General features: G+C 42.0%; 17 protein-coding genes and 2 pseudogenes. 12 read left to right on the forward strand and 7 right to left on the reverse strand.

Going from position 1 to position 17,256, the window contains the following annotated elements; all coding sequences use genetic code 11:
- The first annotated feature begins 5 nt into the window (after nt 1-5).
- Nucleotides 6-740: a porin family protein gene (locus DXB58_RS10095; protein ID WP_122136672.1), complete on the forward strand. Its 735-nt coding sequence runs from the start codon at nt 6-8 to the stop codon at nt 738-740.
- Nucleotides 741-975: 235 nt separating this feature from the next.
- Here DXB58_RS10095 and DXB58_RS10100 read toward each other — a convergent pair whose 3' ends face one another.
- The 5 genes from DXB58_RS10100 to DXB58_RS10125 all read right to left on the reverse strand — a co-directional run bounded on the left by DXB58_RS10100 (nt 976) and on the right by DXB58_RS10125 (nt 4,866).
- Entirely contained in the window at nt 976-1,419 is a 444-nt protein-coding gene (locus tag DXB58_RS10100) for a DUF4293 domain-containing protein (RefSeq protein WP_122136673.1), read from the reverse strand.
- Nucleotides 1,420-1,527: 108 nt separating this feature from the next.
- The gene (locus tag DXB58_RS10105; protein WP_122136674.1) at nt 1,528-1,863 is read right to left on the reverse strand and encodes a DNA-directed RNA polymerase subunit omega; all 336 of its coding nucleotides are present in this window, start codon (nt 1,861-1,863) and stop codon (nt 1,528-1,530) included.
- A gap of 14 nt (nt 1,864-1,877) precedes the next feature.
- On the reverse strand, nt 1,878-2,681 hold the full coding sequence (locus DXB58_RS10110; RefSeq protein ID WP_122136675.1) for an outer membrane protein assembly factor BamD: 804 nt from the start codon (nt 2,679-2,681) through the stop codon (nt 1,878-1,880).
- Between the two features lie 330 nt (nt 2,682-3,011).
- Nucleotides 3,012-3,437: an amino acid-binding protein gene (locus tag DXB58_RS10120; protein WP_032847305.1), complete on the reverse strand. Its 426-nt coding sequence runs from the start codon at nt 3,435-3,437 to the stop codon at nt 3,012-3,014.
- 130 nt (nt 3,438-3,567) lie between these two features.
- Nucleotides 3,568-4,866 (reverse strand): phenylacetate--CoA ligase family protein, encoded by a 1,299-nt coding sequence (locus tag DXB58_RS10125; protein ID WP_122136677.1) that lies wholly within the window; start codon nt 4,864-4,866, stop codon nt 3,568-3,570.
- Between the two features lie 135 nt (nt 4,867-5,001).
- Here DXB58_RS10125 and uvrB point away from each other — a divergent pair, with 135 nt between their 5' ends.
- On the forward strand, nt 5,002-7,032 hold the full coding sequence (gene uvrB / locus DXB58_RS10130) for an excinuclease ABC subunit UvrB (protein WP_122136678.1): 2,031 nt from the start codon (nt 5,002-5,004) through the stop codon (nt 7,030-7,032).
- Nucleotides 7,033-7,431: 399 nt separating this feature from the next.
- On the opposite strand, the gene DXB58_RS10135 is transcribed toward uvrB, so the two are convergent.
- Together DXB58_RS10135 and DXB58_RS10140 are read right to left on the reverse strand one after the other, a co-directional pair.
- Nucleotides 7,432-8,136, reverse strand: coding sequence for an SGNH/GDSL hydrolase family protein (locus tag DXB58_RS10135; protein WP_004309262.1), 705 nt, complete (start codon nt 8,134-8,136; stop codon nt 7,432-7,434).
- A gap of 198 nt (nt 8,137-8,334) precedes the next feature.
- Nucleotides 8,335-9,234, reverse strand: a complete 900-nt coding sequence (locus DXB58_RS10140) for an AraC family transcriptional regulator (RefSeq protein WP_122136694.1) — start codon at nt 9,232-9,234, stop codon at nt 8,335-8,337.
- 159 nt (nt 9,235-9,393) lie between these two features.
- Between DXB58_RS10140 and DXB58_RS10145 the strand changes: the two are divergent.
- The 10 genes and pseudogenes from DXB58_RS10145 to DXB58_RS10190 form a co-directional block, all read left to right on the forward strand.
- Nucleotides 9,394-9,933 (forward strand): annotated as a pseudogene (locus tag DXB58_RS10145) (flavin reductase family protein); the annotation flags it as partial.
- Between the two features lie 81 nt (nt 9,934-10,014).
- Complete coding sequence (gene dmpI, locus DXB58_RS10150) at nt 10,015-10,203, forward strand: 4-oxalocrotonate tautomerase DmpI (protein ID WP_122136680.1); 189 nt, start codon at nt 10,015-10,017, stop codon at nt 10,201-10,203.
- A 12-nt stretch (nt 10,204-10,215) separates the two neighbouring features.
- Complete coding sequence (locus DXB58_RS10155) at nt 10,216-10,854, forward strand: flavodoxin family protein (RefSeq protein ID WP_122136681.1); 639 nt, start codon at nt 10,216-10,218, stop codon at nt 10,852-10,854.
- 41 nt (nt 10,855-10,895) lie between these two features.
- Nucleotides 10,896-11,840 (forward strand): aldo/keto reductase, encoded by a 945-nt coding sequence (locus DXB58_RS10160; protein WP_122136682.1) that lies wholly within the window; start codon nt 10,896-10,898, stop codon nt 11,838-11,840.
- Nucleotides 11,841-11,861: 21 nt separating this feature from the next.
- Nucleotides 11,862-11,984: a flavodoxin gene (locus DXB58_RS10165; RefSeq protein WP_122136683.1), complete on the forward strand. Its 123-nt coding sequence runs from the start codon at nt 11,862-11,864 to the stop codon at nt 11,982-11,984.
- Between the two features lie 5 nt (nt 11,985-11,989).
- Complete coding sequence (locus DXB58_RS10170; RefSeq protein ID WP_122136684.1) at nt 11,990-13,003, forward strand: amidohydrolase family protein; 1,014 nt, start codon at nt 11,990-11,992, stop codon at nt 13,001-13,003.
- A 12-nt stretch (nt 13,004-13,015) separates the two neighbouring features.
- On the forward strand, nt 13,016-13,849 hold the full coding sequence (locus DXB58_RS10175) for a carboxymuconolactone decarboxylase family protein (RefSeq protein ID WP_122136685.1): 834 nt from the start codon (nt 13,016-13,018) through the stop codon (nt 13,847-13,849).
- 1,279 nt (nt 13,850-15,128) lie between these two features.
- Entirely contained in the window at nt 15,129-15,764 is a 636-nt protein-coding gene (locus DXB58_RS10180) for a vancomycin high temperature exclusion protein (protein ID WP_004300005.1), read from the forward strand.
- 108 nt (nt 15,765-15,872) lie between these two features.
- Nucleotides 15,873-16,679 (forward strand): annotated as a pseudogene (locus DXB58_RS10185) (KilA-N domain-containing protein).
- A gap of 3 nt (nt 16,680-16,682) precedes the next feature.
- The gene (locus DXB58_RS10190) at nt 16,683-17,159 is read left to right on the forward strand and encodes a hypothetical protein (protein WP_122136686.1); all 477 of its coding nucleotides are present in this window, start codon (nt 16,683-16,685) and stop codon (nt 17,157-17,159) included.
- Nucleotides 17,160-17,256 lie beyond the last annotated feature (97 nt).

Consider the following 17,256-nt stretch of genomic DNA (forward strand, 5'->3'; position numbering starts at 1 on the left):
CGAAAATGATAAAGATAAAACCATTTTTGATCGCAACACTCCTACTTACAGGATTTACCCTTCCTGCTGTCGCTCAAATCGGAGAAGCACGAAGCAATTTATCGGTAGGTATCAATGGAGGTGTCAATTTAAACAGTGCTTCTTTTACTCCCACCATCAAGCAAAATAGCCTGATGGGAATCACCGGAGGTTTGACAGCACGTTATATATCCGAGAAGTATTTTGCCATGATTTGTGGCGCACAGGTCGAGTTGAATGTCTCGCAACGAGGCTGGGATCAATTATTTGAAACGGTATCACTGGACGCTAACGGATATGAAGTCACTTCGAAGGACCCTACTAAAACGTACACCCGCAAAATGACCTATATAGATATTCCTTTCCTCGCTCACCTCGCTTTCGGACGAGACAGAGGATTGCAATTCTTTGTTCATGCAGGTCCTCAAATCAGCTTTCTAATCAGTGAATCGGAAACAATAAAAGGCATTGATATGAATAGCTTATCTAATACACAGAAAGCCCTGTACGGAGTTAAGATTCAAAATAAATTTGACTATGGTATTGCCGGTGGCGGTGGTGTAGAACTTAGAACAAAGAAAGCCGGTAGCTTCATCGTTGAAGGCCGTTATTACTTTGCCTTATCTGATTTTTACAGTACTACAAAGAAAGATTATTTCGCCCGTGCAGCGCATGGAACCATTACCATAAAGCTCACATATTTATTTGATTTGAAGAAATAAACCCTTTTTCAAGGAGGAAGAGATTAAAACCTCTTAATTTATAAACAGAATCCCATTCATAATGAACTAAAAAAGAATGTGTGTCAAAACGCAGATTAACGCAAATTATCGCAGATTATTTCAATTATATTGAAATATCAATCAACGACTTATAAAATTATTTCTGCGATAATTTGCGTTAATCTGCGTTTTGACACACATTCTTTCTATTTCCGGGGACTTTAGTGTCCTTTTTTTATCGTAATCTATCCGCAGCCTTCACCATCACCTCATCCCGTCCGATAGCACGGATAGCCAGTATATTCAGGATGATAGAAACAAGCGGCAAACACAATGCCCAACCTATACGGAACATATTTTCATCATTCTTCAATGCAAAATAAAACGCAAGGGCAGCAATGTAATAACCTACCAATAATAAGCTATTGAAAATTGTCATGCGAATTTGCAACATACGGTTCTTATACAAAAAGATAGTAGCCACAGCCACGATGGTGCTAACCATCAGAATCCCGAATAAGCCCCATGTAGACTGAACAGCATCGTTTACTTCCAATCCTAACGCCTTAAAAGAATGTTCCCCCATTGTATCAATGAAGTAGCCCATCGGCAAACACATGGCTGCAATCAGCAATCCTGCAACAATCAATAAATAAACAGTTTGAATTCGTTGAATCATAAGTATTCTAAATAGTAGTTGAGTTAAACAATAATAGCCAAGCAATAAGGAGCAGGGATCATCATCCCACTTACTACTTGACTATCAAATTCTTCGTCAGAAAATAAATTACTGAAGTTTTTCTTTCTCCTTAGCCGGATTTCTATAATATATTTTCCCTTCGATGTATTCTTGCGTAGCAATCAAGTCCGGTTTCGGCAATTTCTCATAATAACGAGAAATTTCGATTTGCTCTCTATTTTCAAACACTTCTTCCATGTTGTCAGTATATGAAGCAAACTCTGCCAACTTCTTGGAAAGATCGTTTTTAATCTCTACACTGATCTGATTAGCACGCTTACCAATAATGGCAACAGTTTCATAAACATTACCTGTATCAGCACAGAGTTCCATCATGTCACGGGTTACTGTTGTAACAGGAGCATTCGTTTTTTTGTAGTCCATAAATCTATTTAAATTTAGTCTTTAATTACTTTTTGTGATTCATTGAATATTTTCTCGGCTTCTTTCAAATATTTACTTTCAGGAAATTCATTCTTAAAAGCGTAATATTCATCAATCGTTTCGCGGTAACGATCCATCTTTTTGTCTTCAACGCTATAGATAGCCATTTCGTGTCTTGCACGCAGAACCAAAATGGAAAGTTCCTCACGATAATCAGTATAAGGATAATCCTTCAATGCATTTTGAGCTGTAATTACACAAGACTCATAGTTATTGCCCAAATAATTACCCAGATTATAATATAGCTTTGCTGAATAAAGCTCTTTCAAAACCAGTTTATCCTGTAAAGCAAAAATCATATCCTGTGCTTCCTGTTTCTTTGTGCTGTTCGGGAAGTATTCCATGAACATCTGCAATTGCTGGATAGCCTGATAAGTGCTTGACTGATCCAAACGTGGTTCCGGAGTATCCAGGAATAAAGCCTTACCTGCATGGAAACGTGCCAGTTCAGTAAAAGTACCACGAGGATATGTATTGAAATAGGTGATAAATGTCTGGGCAGCTGTCTGATAATCTTTCTGATTATAGTAGCTCATTCCCAACATATACAAAGATTCTTCCGCCTTATCGGTTCCTTTCAGAATGGTTATCAACTCATTCAGCAACGTAGCTGAACGATTATACTGTCCCTTCGCAAAATAGTTTTTGGCGGCTTCGTACTTGTATTCGTAATCGGTGCTTTTCAGCAATTTATTATACTCTCCACATGAGGTAAGAGTAGCCGCTGCAAGCAAAGTTATAATGATATTTTTCTTCATCCTATTTAAAAATAATGCGCAAAGTTACTTATTCGCTGGGAATTTAGCAATTAATCTGTGTTTTTTAATACATAAAAGGCGTTAAACATCGACAAAAGGAGAGAAAATGACGTCGAATTGCAAACGACAAACTATAAACAGCAGATTATAAACGACTCGCAATAGTGACGGTATGTGTTCAGGATAGTGACGGTATCGTTGGCATATACCGTCGCTATCTTCACCGGATAGCGTCACTATATTTATAGTAAAAACGGTAAGCAATTGCGTTGTCCTTGAATTGGATAACACAACTGTTTACCGTTCATTATTTATTGCTCACTGTTATATTTACAGTTTATACAAGTCACTTGCAGCCAGTAAATCGACTTTCTTTTCTTTCAATACCTCGATACACTTATCCAGATTGCTGGGGCGAATCACTACATTTGCAATATGGTTATTGGCAAACGAATACATATATTCAATAAATACACCCTCTTCTGATAAATATCCCAGCACTTTTGCCAAAGCACCCGGCACATTTGGACAGCTTATACCTACTACATCAGTCACATTCACTGCAAAATGATTATCTTTTAAAGCTTTGTATGCTCTATCCGGATCGGATACAATTCCACGCAAAATACCAAAATCAGCATTTTCGGCAATGCACAAGGCAGAAAGATTGATATTTTCTTTCGCTAGCACTTCAGTCACTTCCGTCAAACGGCCTGACTTATTTTCCAAAAAAATAGAAAGTTGTTTTGCTACCATATTTATTAAAGTATTAAGTAATAAGTATTAAGTATTAGGTAACAAGCATTAGGTATTAGGTAACAAGTATTACCGTAGTTCCAAGATCACCCGCATGGTCAATACTTAATACTTAATACCTAATACTTATTTACATTTTTCTGTTATCAATTACACGTTTCGCTTTACCTACGCTGCGTTCAATGCTGCGAGGCTCTACCAGTTTCACGTTGACTCCCAGTCCGAGTACGCTTTGCAAACGTCCTCCCAGTTTCTTCTTCAAAGCCAGCATTTTGTTGATCTCATCCGAATAGAATTCCGGACGTACTTCAACCTGGAGTTCCATTGTATCGGTATTGTTTTCACGACCTACTATCAACAAATAATGCGGTTCAAACTCTTCCATTTCAAGAATGACTGATTCAATCTGCGTCGGGAATACATTCACACCGCGGATAATCAACATATCATCACTACGTCCCAAAATACGATCCATACGTACCAATGTACGCCCACAGGAACATTTATCATGATGCAAGGCCGTCAAATCACGCGTACGGTAACGAAGCAACGGCATACCCTCTTTGGTTAAATGAGTAAATACCAGTTCGCCCGTTTGACCGGATTCCACCGGTTGCAATGTATTCGGGTCGATGATTTCCGGGAAGTAATGGTCTTCATTCAAGTGAGTCCCGTGCTGACATTCGCACTCGTACCCGACACCCGGTCCGGCAATCTCACTCAATCCATAAATATCGTATGCTTTGATTCCCAGCTTTTCTTCTATCTCATGACGCATATTTTCCGTCCAGGGTTCTGCACCGAAAGCACCGACTTTCAGTTTGAATTCTTCACGTGGCAAACCGGAATCTTTGATTGCATCTGCCAGATAAAGCGCATAGGAAGGAGTACAACAAAGCACTGTCGATCCAAAATCATGCATCAAGGTTATCTGCTTTTCCGTGTTACCACTGGACATCGGAATAACAGAAGCACCGATATTTTCGGCTCCTGCATGTGCTCCTAATCCGCCCGTGAACAGTCCGTATCCATAAGATACCTGAAAAACATCAGAACGCCCCGCTCCATAAGCGGTAAAAGCACGTGATATACATTCCGCCCATGTAGACAAGTCCTTACGGGTATATCCGACAACCGTCGGTTTTCCGGTTGTTCCGGAAGAAGCATGAATACGTACAATTTGGCTCATCGGCACGGCACAAAGTCCGAACGGATAATTATCTCTTAAATCATGTTTCGTGGTAAACGGCAGTTTTACAATATCATCAATACTATTGATGTCATCGGGAGTAATCCCCATTTCCTGCATCTTCTTTCGATAGAAAGGCGTGTTGTGATAAACGTAATCTACAATTTTCTTGAGTCGTATGCTTTGAATCTTGCGAAGACTTTCGCGGTCCATACACTCAATGCTCTCATTCCAAATCATGTGTTTCTGGTATTACTAGTTGTATGAATCTGTTTTTTGATATTAATATGTTGCAAAGTAAAGGATTTATTTGGAAAAATGATTTGTTATCTCGATTATTTTACCGAATATTGCTCCACTTTTTAGGATTTAACTATGAATTATGAACTAACATCAGCTTATAAACCTACCGGAGATCAGCCGGAAGCTATAGCACAACTTACTGAAGGGGTACTTCAGGGAGTTCCCGCACAGACTTTATTGGGAGTGACCGGGTCGGGAAAAACATTTACCATTGCCAATGTGATCGCCAATATCAATAAACCCACCTTGATTTTGAGCCATAACAAAACACTGGCTGCCCAGCTCTACAGTGAGTTTAAAGGATTTTTCCCCAATAATGCGGTAGAATATTACGTTTCTTACTATGACTATTACCAGCCGGAAGCCTATCTGCCGAACAGTGATACATATATAGAGAAGGATCTCGCCATCAATGACGAAATCGACAAGCTCCGGCTCTCTGCCACTTCCGCCCTACTCTCCGGGCGAAAAGACGTGGTAGTGGTTTCTTCCGTATCTTGTATCTACGGTATGGGAAATCCTTCGGACTTCTACAAAAATGTCATCGAAATAGAACGGGGACGGATGATGGACCGCAATGTGTTTCTACGTCGTTTGGTAGACAGTTTGTATGTCCGCAATGATATCGACTTGAACCGTGGCAATTTCCGGGTCAAGGGCGACACGGTGGATATTTATCTGGCTTATACCGACAACCTGCTCCGCGTCACCTTCTGGGGGGATGAGATTGACGGCATCGAAGAGGTAGACCCTATCACAGGAGTCACTATCGCACCATTTGACGCCTATAAGATTTATCCGGCCAACCTGTTCATGACTACCAAAGAGGCTACTCTCCGCGCTATTCATGAAATAGAGGATGATTTGACCAAGCAAGTAGCTTTCTTCGAATCTATCGGCAAGGAATACGAGGCCAAACGATTGTATGAGCGAGTAACTTACGATATGGAAATGATTCGGGAATTGGGACATTGTTCCGGAATTGAGAATTATTCCCGTTATTTCGACGGCCGTGCTGCCGGTACCCGCCCCTATTGTTTGCTCGATTTCTTTCCGGATGATTTCCTGATCGTTATCGACGAAAGCCACGTAAGCGTACCCCAAATCCGTGCAATGTACGGAGGAGACCGTGCGCGAAAAATCAATCTTGTGGAATATGGTTTCCGATTGCCTGCCGCTATGGACAACCGCCCGTTGAAATTTGAAGAGTTTCAGGAGATGGCAAAACAAGTAATCTACGTCAGTGCTACACCGGCGGATTATGAATTGATTCAGTCGGAAGGAATCGTCGTGGAACAGGTGATTCGTCCTACCGGTCTGCTTGATCCTATCATCGAAGTGCGTCCGAGTCTCAATCAGATTGACGATTTAATGGAAGAAATCCAGCTCCGTATTGAAAAGGAAGAACGCGTACTCGTCACTACACTAACCAAACGAATGGCAGAAGAACTGGCAGAATATCTTCTTAATAATAATGTGAGATGTACCTATATCCATAGTGATGTCGACACACTGGAACGTGTGAAGATTATGGATGATCTCCGGCAAGGAGTTTATGACGTACTTATCGGGGTGAACCTGCTTCGTGAGGGTCTCGACCTTCCGGAAGTGTCTCTCGTCGCTATTCTCGATGCAGACAAAGAAGGGTTCCTCCGCTCCCACCGTTCGTTGACACAAACTGCGGGACGTGCCGCGCGTAATGTGAACGGTAAGGTAATCATGTATGCTGATAAGATGACGGATAGTATGAAACTGACGATTGATGAAACGAACCGTCGTCGCGAAAAACAGTTGGCATATAATGAGGCAAACGGAATTACCCCGCAACAGATTAAAAAGGCCAGAAACTTGTCTGTATTCGGCAATGCAAAAGAAGCCGATGAACTGTTGAAAGAAAGACATGCTTATGTAGAACCTTCTACTCCGAATATCGCAGCAGATCCGATAGTGCAGTATATGAGTAAAGCGCAAATGGAAAAGAGTATCGAGCGTACCCACAAACTGATGCAGGAAGTAGCCAAGAAACTCGAATTTATCGAAGCCGCACAATATCGTGACGAATTATTGAAACTGGAGGACTTGATGAAAGAGAAATGGGGATAAAATTTCCCCATTGTTCACCTATTACAGCCTGATTGCTAAGGGTTGAAACTCTTAACAAACCTGTAACTTCGTATTTGGTCTATTAATTAGTGTTATAAAAACACCAATTAAGGGCTGATAATTTGCAAAGTTACCGGAATCCCGTATCTTTGCACTGTGTTTTTCATAGTATTAGATTTAAGGTTAACAAAGGTTGGAGCAAGGCGTTGCTCCTTTTTTTATGTCTATACGTCACCTTCAATGAAAAATATAAAATTGAAAAGACATAATGTACCACTCTCTAAAGCATAAATTAAGGAGGATTGCAGATATAGACTGATCGTTCATTACGACTGAATCTATTCATGCAATCCTCCCATTTCTTATAGTTGGATTATTCCTACTTCAAGCGATGATAAATCAAAGAGCCTTCTCTATGGCATTTTTAATCAACGGTTCCATAATATCATATCCCTCGCTCGTCGGATGAACTCCATCTTTAGTATATTGAGGATTCAAGGCCTGGTTTTCGTCAACCACCATTGCCTTGTAATAATTGACAAACGGAATTTTATTTGCTTTTGCATAAGCCTCTATCCGGTCATTTAAAGATTTAATTTTCTGCGGAACATCTTTTATTTCCATTCTCCACTTAAATGCAGCAGCAGGCAACACGGAAGTCAAAATTACTTTTATTTTATTTGCTTTTGCCAGTTCCGCCATAGAAACGATGTTTCCGAATGTATAATCTTCATTATAAGCTTGTGTATTTTCAGCGACATCATTTGTTCCGGCATTAATCACCACTAAAGCAGGAGAAAGATTAATCACATCTTCCCGAAAACGTAACAAGAATTGATAGGAAGTCTGCCCACTGATTCCACGGCCAATGTAACCATTTGATTTGAAAAAATCCGGATGAGTCCTTACCCATCCTTCCGTAATGGAATTTCCCATAAAAATAACCCGTTTGTCTTTCTTTGTCGCTTGTGGAAGTGCAGCATTTTCTTTTGAATAACGACGTAGATTAGCAAAATCATTTTTCTGTGCATAGCTTTCTCCTATCGAGAAACTCAAGCAAACAACAGCCAATAATATCCATTGGCCCCATCTTCTTTTATCCATGTTTATTAAGTATTAGTAATATTATATTTCGTGCAAAGATAAAAAAATTCTATACATAGGTATTCAAAATACCGAATAACTATATACGGAAGTAGCAACCTCATTTCTTGGGAGAGAAAATCATTATTGGAAATAATAAATGACTAATGAATAAATCAATCGTTTCCATACTAACCATATCCAAAGTCATTCCCATGATTATGCCTGCATCTTTCGATATTCTGCCGGGGTGTATCCCACGCTCCGCTTGAATACGCGATTGAAGTGCTGGGAGTATTGAAATCCTATGTTGAACGCAATTTCGCTGATCGTTTTGTTTGTTCCTAAGATCTGCTCTTTGGCGACATCTATGATTTTATCCTGAATATACTCCTGCGCTGTCTTACCTGATTCTTTTTTTACCAAATCCCCGAAATAATTGGGCGACAGACAAACCTTGTCCGCAAAATATTTGACTGACGGCAATCCGTTTTGCCGCAAGCGTTCATCTTTGAAATATTCGTCCATCAGACGCTCAAACCGTACCAGTATATCGTGGTTTACCGTTGAACGGGTCTCGAACTGCCGGTCATAGAATCGCATACAATAATCAAGCAGCAATTCAATATTGGTTGCAATCAAACGTTTGGAGTGCTTGTCGATGGAGTGTTCCAACTCAAGACCAATTTTATCGAGGCAGTCCGTGAAAATAGTGCGTTCCCGCTCGGAAAGATGGAGTGCTTCGTTCGAGTCGTAGGAAAAAAACGAATATTGTTTGATGTCGCGTCCTAAAACCGTTCCCCTAATCAGATCGGGATGAAAAAGCAATCCCAATCCCGAAGGTTTCATACCCCGTTCCATATCGACATTGGCTATTTGTCCGGGAGCAAAAGCGATAACACTTCCCTCCTGATAGTCGTAAGTCTGGCGTCCATAACGAATCGTCCCGCACTTTGCATCTTTCAGATAAATACAATAAACACCATAATTGAACCGGAAATGTTCCGGCCATACCGGAGCTTTCGATAAATCGACAACGGCAACCAAAGGGTGCAAGGTCTCCAACCCGAATAACTTATTATATTGATCGATAGTATCGACCTTTATTACTTCTTCCATAGCAATTATCATTTTGTTTTGTGCAAAAATAAGGATTCCGTATGAATCTACGACACCTTCCGATGTGAAAACCGGAATACGGTTACAAATATCCGTAATATATATACAGCCATTCTCCAAAACGTGCGGTATCTTTGCAATGTATTCAAAAACAGAAATATGAAAAAGAATGTCGGGTCGGTATTGGCCCTTTATCCCACACCGGCAGTCGTTGTGGGGACGATGATAGAAAATAAACCCGCATGGCTGCTGGCCGGCCATGTCGGAATTATCGGTCATGACCGCATCATGGTAAGTTTGCACAAGGCGCATCATACCAATCAAGGAGTGAAAACGACCGGACGTCTTTCGGTGAATGTCGTGGACGAGGCTTTGCTCCCTCGTGCGGATTATGTAGGAATCACAAGCGGAGCAAAGGTCGATAAATCGCAGGTTTTCGCGTGGCATTCCGGCGAGGCGGGTGCTCCCGTGATTGAGGACAGTCCGCTGGCAATGGAGTGCAAAGTCGTGGACAATTACGAAACGGAGACGTTCGACAACTTCATTTGCAAAATCTCCAACACGTATGTGGAGGAGGCCATGCTCAACGAGAACAATAAGGTGGACTACAACAAACTGAAACCCGTTCTCTTCGAGATGCCTACCTATTCTTACCTGAAAACAGGCGAAATGATTGGTAAATGTACCCTGCCCGGTAAGAAATACCGTGAGGAACAAGTTAAACAAGTAACGATTACAGACAAGTAAAAATTAAGTCGAACAAATAAAATCAGAAAAATCATGCCGTCGATAACAATGGAATTGGTAAAAATGAGCAAGAAAAAGAAAGCTCAATTAGTGAAAGAAGTTACGGAATCGACTTCCCGTATTACCGGACTGCCCCAGCAGGCCATCTTTGTATTCATCAAAGAGAACGAACCGGAGAATGTAGGCGTCGGAGGTGTTCTTTTGCCTGACAGAAACAAATAGCAGGGAGGAGTGATGGATACGCTTAAAGTATTATTGGTAAACGGCAGCCCGCACAAGGACGGGTGTGTATCTACCGCCTTATCGGAAATTGCTGATACGCTGAAGAGTGAAGGCATAGATTCCACCCCATTCTGGGTCGGCAACCAGCCCGTAGCCGGATGTATCGGATGCGGGGCGTGTGTGGGAAAACGGAGTTGTTTCCGAAATGACAAGGTCAATGAGTTCGTGAAAATGATAGACGACTATGACGGGTTCGTGTTCGGTACTCCCGTCCATTATGCGGCGGCGAGCGGTGCGATGACTTCGTTTCTGGATCGGGCCTTTTTCATCAACGAGTTCAACGGCGACCACTTTGCCGGCAAACCTGCCGCAGCGATAGCTACCTGTCGCCGCAGCGGTGCGACCGCGGCACTCGACCAGATGAACAAATACATGACGGACTGCAATATGCCCATCGTACCGTCGCAGCATTGGAATGTAGTACACGGGAATACACCGGAGGAGATTCACCGGGATACGGAGGGGCTGCAAACCATGCGCACCCTTGCGCGGAACATGGCATGGCTGCTGAAATGTATCGCGCTGGGTCGTGAACATGGAATCGAGTTTCCTGCCCACGAGCAGCATACGATGACAAACTTCATACGTTAAATCAACCAAAATAACAATTAAAATCAAAGGAGAAATATAAAATGAAAAATCAACCGTCAATAGCATTAGGAACATGGGCGTGGGGCGCAGGATTCGCAGGAGGCGACCAAGTATTCGGGAACAATCTCGGAGTGGAAGAACTGAAACCCGTATTCGACGAGGCGATGGCAAACGGGCTTAATTTATGGGATTCCGCCGTGGTGTACGGCATGGGAGCTTCGGAAACACTGCTTTCGACATTTACGAGGAACTGCAAGCGGGAGGATGTACTTATCTCGACCAAGTTCACACCGCAGATCGCGGACGATTCGGAAAATCCAGTAGCCGATATGCTGGCAGGAAGCCTCGGACGCTTCGCCACCGATTACATCGACATCTATTGGATACACAACCCGGCTGACGTGGAGAAATGGACGCCTTATCTTATCCCGTTGGTAAAAAGCGGCAAGGTAAAACGGATTGGTGTCTCCAATCATAACCTCGTGCAAATCAAGCGAGCAGAGGAAATTCTCTCGAAAGAAGGGGTGCATATCTCTGCCGTGCAGAACCATTACAGCCTGCTCTACCGCTCGTCGGAAAAGGCTGGTATTCTGGACTATTGCAAAGAACACAATATAGACTTCTGGGCCTACATGGTGTTGGAGCAAGGAGCGTTGAGCGGGAAATACGATACCACGCACCCGCTGCCCGCCGATAGCCAGCGTGGAGAAACCTACAATCCGTTGTTGCCGCAAATCGAGAAACTCGTTGCCGTGATGCGTACTGTCGGCGATAAGTACGGTATCACGCCGGCACAAGTCGCTCTGGCATGGGCGATAGCGAAAGACACGACACCGATTATCGGTGTAACGAAACCCTCGCAAGTGCAGGATGCCTTGCAAGCGACAAAAGTTTCCTTGACTGCCGACGAAATACAAAGTTTGGAAAATGCAGCCGAAAATACCGGTGTCGATACGAGAGGCTCGTGGGAAATGCCGATGATTTGACACGCTCACATGAAAAAGGATATGGATAGTCGAAAAATTTTGGTCGCCTATTTCTCTTGTAGCGGTACGACGAGAAAGGCTGCCGGGGAACTGGCAGCAGCGACACATGCAGAGTGGCTCGCAAATATAAACGACGAAAAGTAACGGGGATGGGAAAGGGATTTATTCTGTATATCGCCATGTCCATACTCTTTATGGGTCAGGCTGGGGCACAACAGAGTATCGATGTGCATTGCCATAACATATTGCCCGGCTATATGGCAGTGTTGGAAAAACACGATGCCACAATGGAAGAGACCTTTCCGCTTCCTGCGTGGGATGTGGAATCGCATATCGCTTTCATGCGCAAAGCGGGAATCGAATATTCCGTCTTGACGATGCCCGCTCCGCAACCGTGGTTCGGAGATACGCAGGAGAGCCGACGGATTATTCGGGAGTACAATGAATATTGTGCCCGACTGAAAGAAACCTATCCGGGGAAATTCAAATTTTGCGCGGCATTGCCATTGCCCGATGTGGACGCGGCTATCGAAGAGGCGATTTATGCACTCGATACACTTGGGGCAGATGGCATCAAGCTGGCCTCGAACAGCCGGGGGCAATATATCGGGGATGAAGCGCTCGACCCGTTGATGGAGGTCTTGAACCGCAGGAATGTTGTCGTAATCATTCACCCGCACAAGCCCACGCCGGTCAATGACGGCATTATAGCCACCGCCCCGCTTGCAGTCTATGAATATCCGGCTGAAACGACCCGTGCCGTTGTCAATATGATTTCCCGCAATGTATTGGTGCGCTATCCGAACATCAAGATGATTGTTCCTCATTGCGGATCGTTTTTGCCGATGGCTATCCCCCGCATGAAGGCTATCCATCCGGCTATGCAGGCAAAGGGATTTATGGGTTCGATTGACTGGGACAGCAATCTATCCCGTCTGCACTATGACCTTGCCGGAGGAGCAAGTCCCGAAATCGTGAAAATGATGCTGACAATCACTACACCGGAGCATATTCTCTACGGCTCGGATTATCCTTATATGCCGGACGGTGTATTACTTGGAAACCTGCAACGAATGCATGAACAATTTACTGCGGACAAGGAACTATCGCCCTATTCGGAACAGTTCTTCTCGGAAAATGCCCGTAATTTATTCAACAAATAATATTTGAAAACAATGAAGAAAGTATTTCTCGGCTTATTGCTGATCGTCGTTTCGTTCTCGGCAAAAGCCCAAACAACCGAAAAAATGGATGATATGGATAGAATAGAACTATGCAAAAAGAATTATACCGCCTTGTTTGGCGGCGAAGCCCTCAATGGAGAAGGAACCGACCCGGAAATCATGGACATACTCCAGAAATATATTTTCGGCGAAGTGTTCCGCACGGGAGATCTGGATATCAAAACCCGTGAAATGATTACCTGCGTGTGTCTTGCCACCATGCAGCAGTTGCCCCAACTGAAGGGCCATGCAGGGGCGGCACTCAATGTCGGTGTAACGCCGATTGAATTGCGCGAAGCGATTTACCAGTGTTCTCCGATTATCGGATTCCCGAAAGTGCTGAATGCGTTGGGAGCCGTGAACGAGGCTTTTAAGGAACGGGGCATCAAAGTGCCATTGGAATCACAAGCTACCGTAACCGAAGAAAACCGTTACGAGAAAGGACGTGAAATCCAATACTCGCTTTATGGCGACCGGACGAAAGAGGCATTGAAAGATGTACCGAAAGGTATGGGTGAAAAAGTCGCACGTTTTCTTACGGAGGTACATTTCGGCGACTTCCAGACTCGCAGCGGTCTCGACACACCGACCCGCGAACTGTTGACCTATTGCGTGCTGACTGTTATCGGAGCAGAACCGCAGCTCCATTCTCATCTGCTCGCTAATTTGAAGGCTGGTAACAGCCCGGAAAAAATTACGGCAGCCGTTATTCAGTGTATGCCTTACATCGGCTTTCCTGCCGCATTGAAGGCTTTGACGATCATAAAAGACAAAGCTATCCAATAAGATATTATTATTTACCTGTATAAGAGCGCTTTGTGTGCAAAAACGCATTCAATATTCGTCTCGATGCGCGAAGTCTTTACGACGCTTATACCGACATCAAACACCGCAAGGGCGAGAGCCGTACCTATTTTCTCGACAAATTGTGCGAATGGCGGTTGCGGCTCTAAATAGTATTAATAACCTTTCTTTGGGGAAGCAAAAATTAGAGGCTTCATTTGCCTGAAACGAAGCCTCTGAATGTAGCAAACGGAGGCTCTGCCGCATGGGTTTAGAGCCTCTATTCTGGGGATAAAAAGACGTCTTTTTGCCGAACGCATAGTGGAACAGTCTCTGGAAACAGTTGAGCTATATTATATCCCCAATATTATTCTCATGAAATGCGACCACACATTTTCTATACTGTTTGCACTAACACGATTATTTATGCAGAAGATGTAATCTGTTCTACTGCATCTATTACTAATTCTCCCTTATCCTTTAGCTGATTCATCCGCATGAGCTAACCTGTTGTAGTTGGACAACCAGCCAACTACACTTATGTAATAATAAAGTTGCACTTGTCTATTCTAGCAGTTACTCAACTGCAAACAAACATCAATCATCTAAAAGAGACTGTAATGAGTATACCTTATAAAACAACTCGCTTTGGAATACCTTTACCGGCAACAAAGAAACGGATACACCGAAGCTGAAACGTGCCGAAAAGGCTGAAAAGGATATTCAAAGTAGTGAATTTCAAATGATTGAAAAGAAAATGCAGTTTTTCTTTCCCGAAAAGCAAAAACTCTATATACATTTTCTGTAAACTTCTCTTATTTATGCATGTTTTTAGAGACAAGTCATTGATTATAAGCTCTGCCACATTTTTGTTTTTCCCCGTATAATACTTAAATAAAAGGCAAAAATGTGGCAGAGAGTTATAGTTCTTATCGGTTCAAATCTGTGCAGTTTTACTCTAATTCAACTGTTGATTCGCATAAATTAAAAAAGTTGATGAAGAAAGAAGAATGGAAGCATCCACATTTGTCTATCGCCCAAAACATCGAATAACCGTTAAGGCGAAGGTGTTTTTTCTTAATCTATGTTATATAACATGCGTTTTTTCTTGGATTATTTGCTAATTCCATAACAGTCCGTATCTTTGCACTGTGTTTTTCATAGTATTAGATTTAAGGTTAACAAAGGTTGGAGCAAGGCGTTGCTCCTTTTTTTATGTCTATATGCTTGATTTCCTAAAAAAGAATGGTATTTTTGTGAAGTCACAATTATTATCCGAAACATGAAACGCAAACTGCTTTATACCACTCTAATAATTGCTATCCTGTGTGTAATCAGCATAGTTGTATGTAACAGGACGATCAAGAAACACACAGTCTCCAAACTATATACGGAAGTAAATACCATCCCTTCCAACAATGTAGGATTACTTCTCGGAACTTCTCCCAAGTTGAAAAGTGGAAATAACAATTTATACTTCGATTATCGGATTCTTGCAACAGTGGAGTTATATAAAGCCGGAAAAATTAAATATATCCTCATCAGCGGCGATAACCGTAAAGAGGATTACAATGAACCGGAAGAAATGAAGAAAGCACTCATGCAAAAAGGTATTCCTGAAAAATCCATTTATTTAGATTATGCCGGATTCCGGACTCTCGACTCTGTTGTACGTGCCAAAGAAGTGTTTGGACAAAATCGTCTGACCATCATCTCCCAACGTTTCCATAACGAACGAGCGATCTATCTTGCAGAGAAAAATGGAATAGACGCCATCGGGTACAACGCCCCAAATGTAAATGCTTATGCCGGACTGAAAACTAACATCCGGGAATTACTTGCAAGAGTCAAAATGTTTATAGATTTAGGTATAGATAAACAACCTCATTTCTTGGGAGAGAAAATAATAATTGAATAAGCGAGATACCTCCGATGCATGGAAGTGAGTTTAACATATTCTGAATAAAAAGTGATATACGTTTCTTTATTCCCAAATATAGCTCTACCTTTACTGAAAAATCAGAATATGGCAAAGATTACAGTTCAGAAAACAGATGTTACTATCCTAAAAATCAACGATACAGATTACATTTCCTTAACCGACATAGCTAAATACAAGACGACAGATGCCAATGCTGTTATTGCCAACTGGCTACGTAATAGAATGACCATTGAATATTTAGGATTATGGGAGATATTGTACAACCCCCATTTTAAACCCCTCGAATTCGAGGGGTTTAAAAAAGAAGCAGGACTAAATGCGTTTACTCTTTCCCCTCAAAAATGGATAGAAACCACCTGTGCTATTGGAATTATATCCAAATCAGGACGATATGGGGGCACTTTTGCTCACAAAGACATTGCATTCAAATTTGCAAGTTGGATTTCCGTTGAATTTGAATTATACATAGTAAAAGAATTCCAACGTCTCAAAGAGCAAGAGCAAGCTCAACTTGGTTGGTCGGCAAAGCGAGAATTATCTAAAATTAATTACCATATTCATACTGATGCAATCAAACAACATCTTATCCCTCAAGAAATCACTTCACAGCAAACATCTATGATTTATGCCAGCGAAGCTGATGTCCTTAATGTAGCCATGTTTGGAATGACAGCCTTAGAATGGCGGGATACACACCCTGATTTAAAAGGAAATATCCGCGATTATGCCTCAATCAACGAACTTATCTGCTTATCAAATATGGAAAACTAAAATGCAGTTTTCATAAACGAAGGTTTGGCACAAAAGGATAGACTCATCAAATTAAATCAAATAGCAATTCAACAAATGAACATATTAGAAGATATTAAAAATAAAAAGTTATTGAAATAATTTATGGAACAACAAATTCAACTCAACGATCACAACAAGCAGGAATACCCTCCTATGCATACAGCAGAGCATTTACTCAATGCAACCATGGTGAAAACCTTTGGCTGCCCACGTTCTCGCAATGCCCACATCGAAAGAAAAAAAAGCAAATGTGACTATATACTTTCGTCATGTCCGACAGCGGAACAAATCCAGTCTATTGAAGATAGAGTGAACGAGGTAATCAGTCAGAACCTACCTGTGACTGTTGAGTTTATGACTCATGAACAGGCCAAAGATATTGTAGATTTAAGTAAGCTACCTGCCGATGCAAGCGAAACTCTTCGCATTGTCCGCATTGGAAATTATGATGCCTGCGCCTGCATCGGATTGCATGTATCCCATACTTCTGAAGTGGGTACCTTCAAAATCATTAGTTATGATTATGACGAAGAAAGGCAAACACTAAGAATAAGGTTCAAACTGATCGAGAAGAAGTAAACAGGTTATCAAATTAATATCTATCTTATATAAAATAAATAAAAACAGGATACATTTTGTCATTTATATTGCAAAAATGACATTATAAAAATGACAA

The sequence above is a fragment of the Bacteroides sp. OM05-10AA genome, assembly GCF_003439055.1.
Lineage (GTDB): Bacteria > Bacteroidota > Bacteroidia > Bacteroidales > Bacteroidaceae > Bacteroides > Bacteroides intestinigallinarum.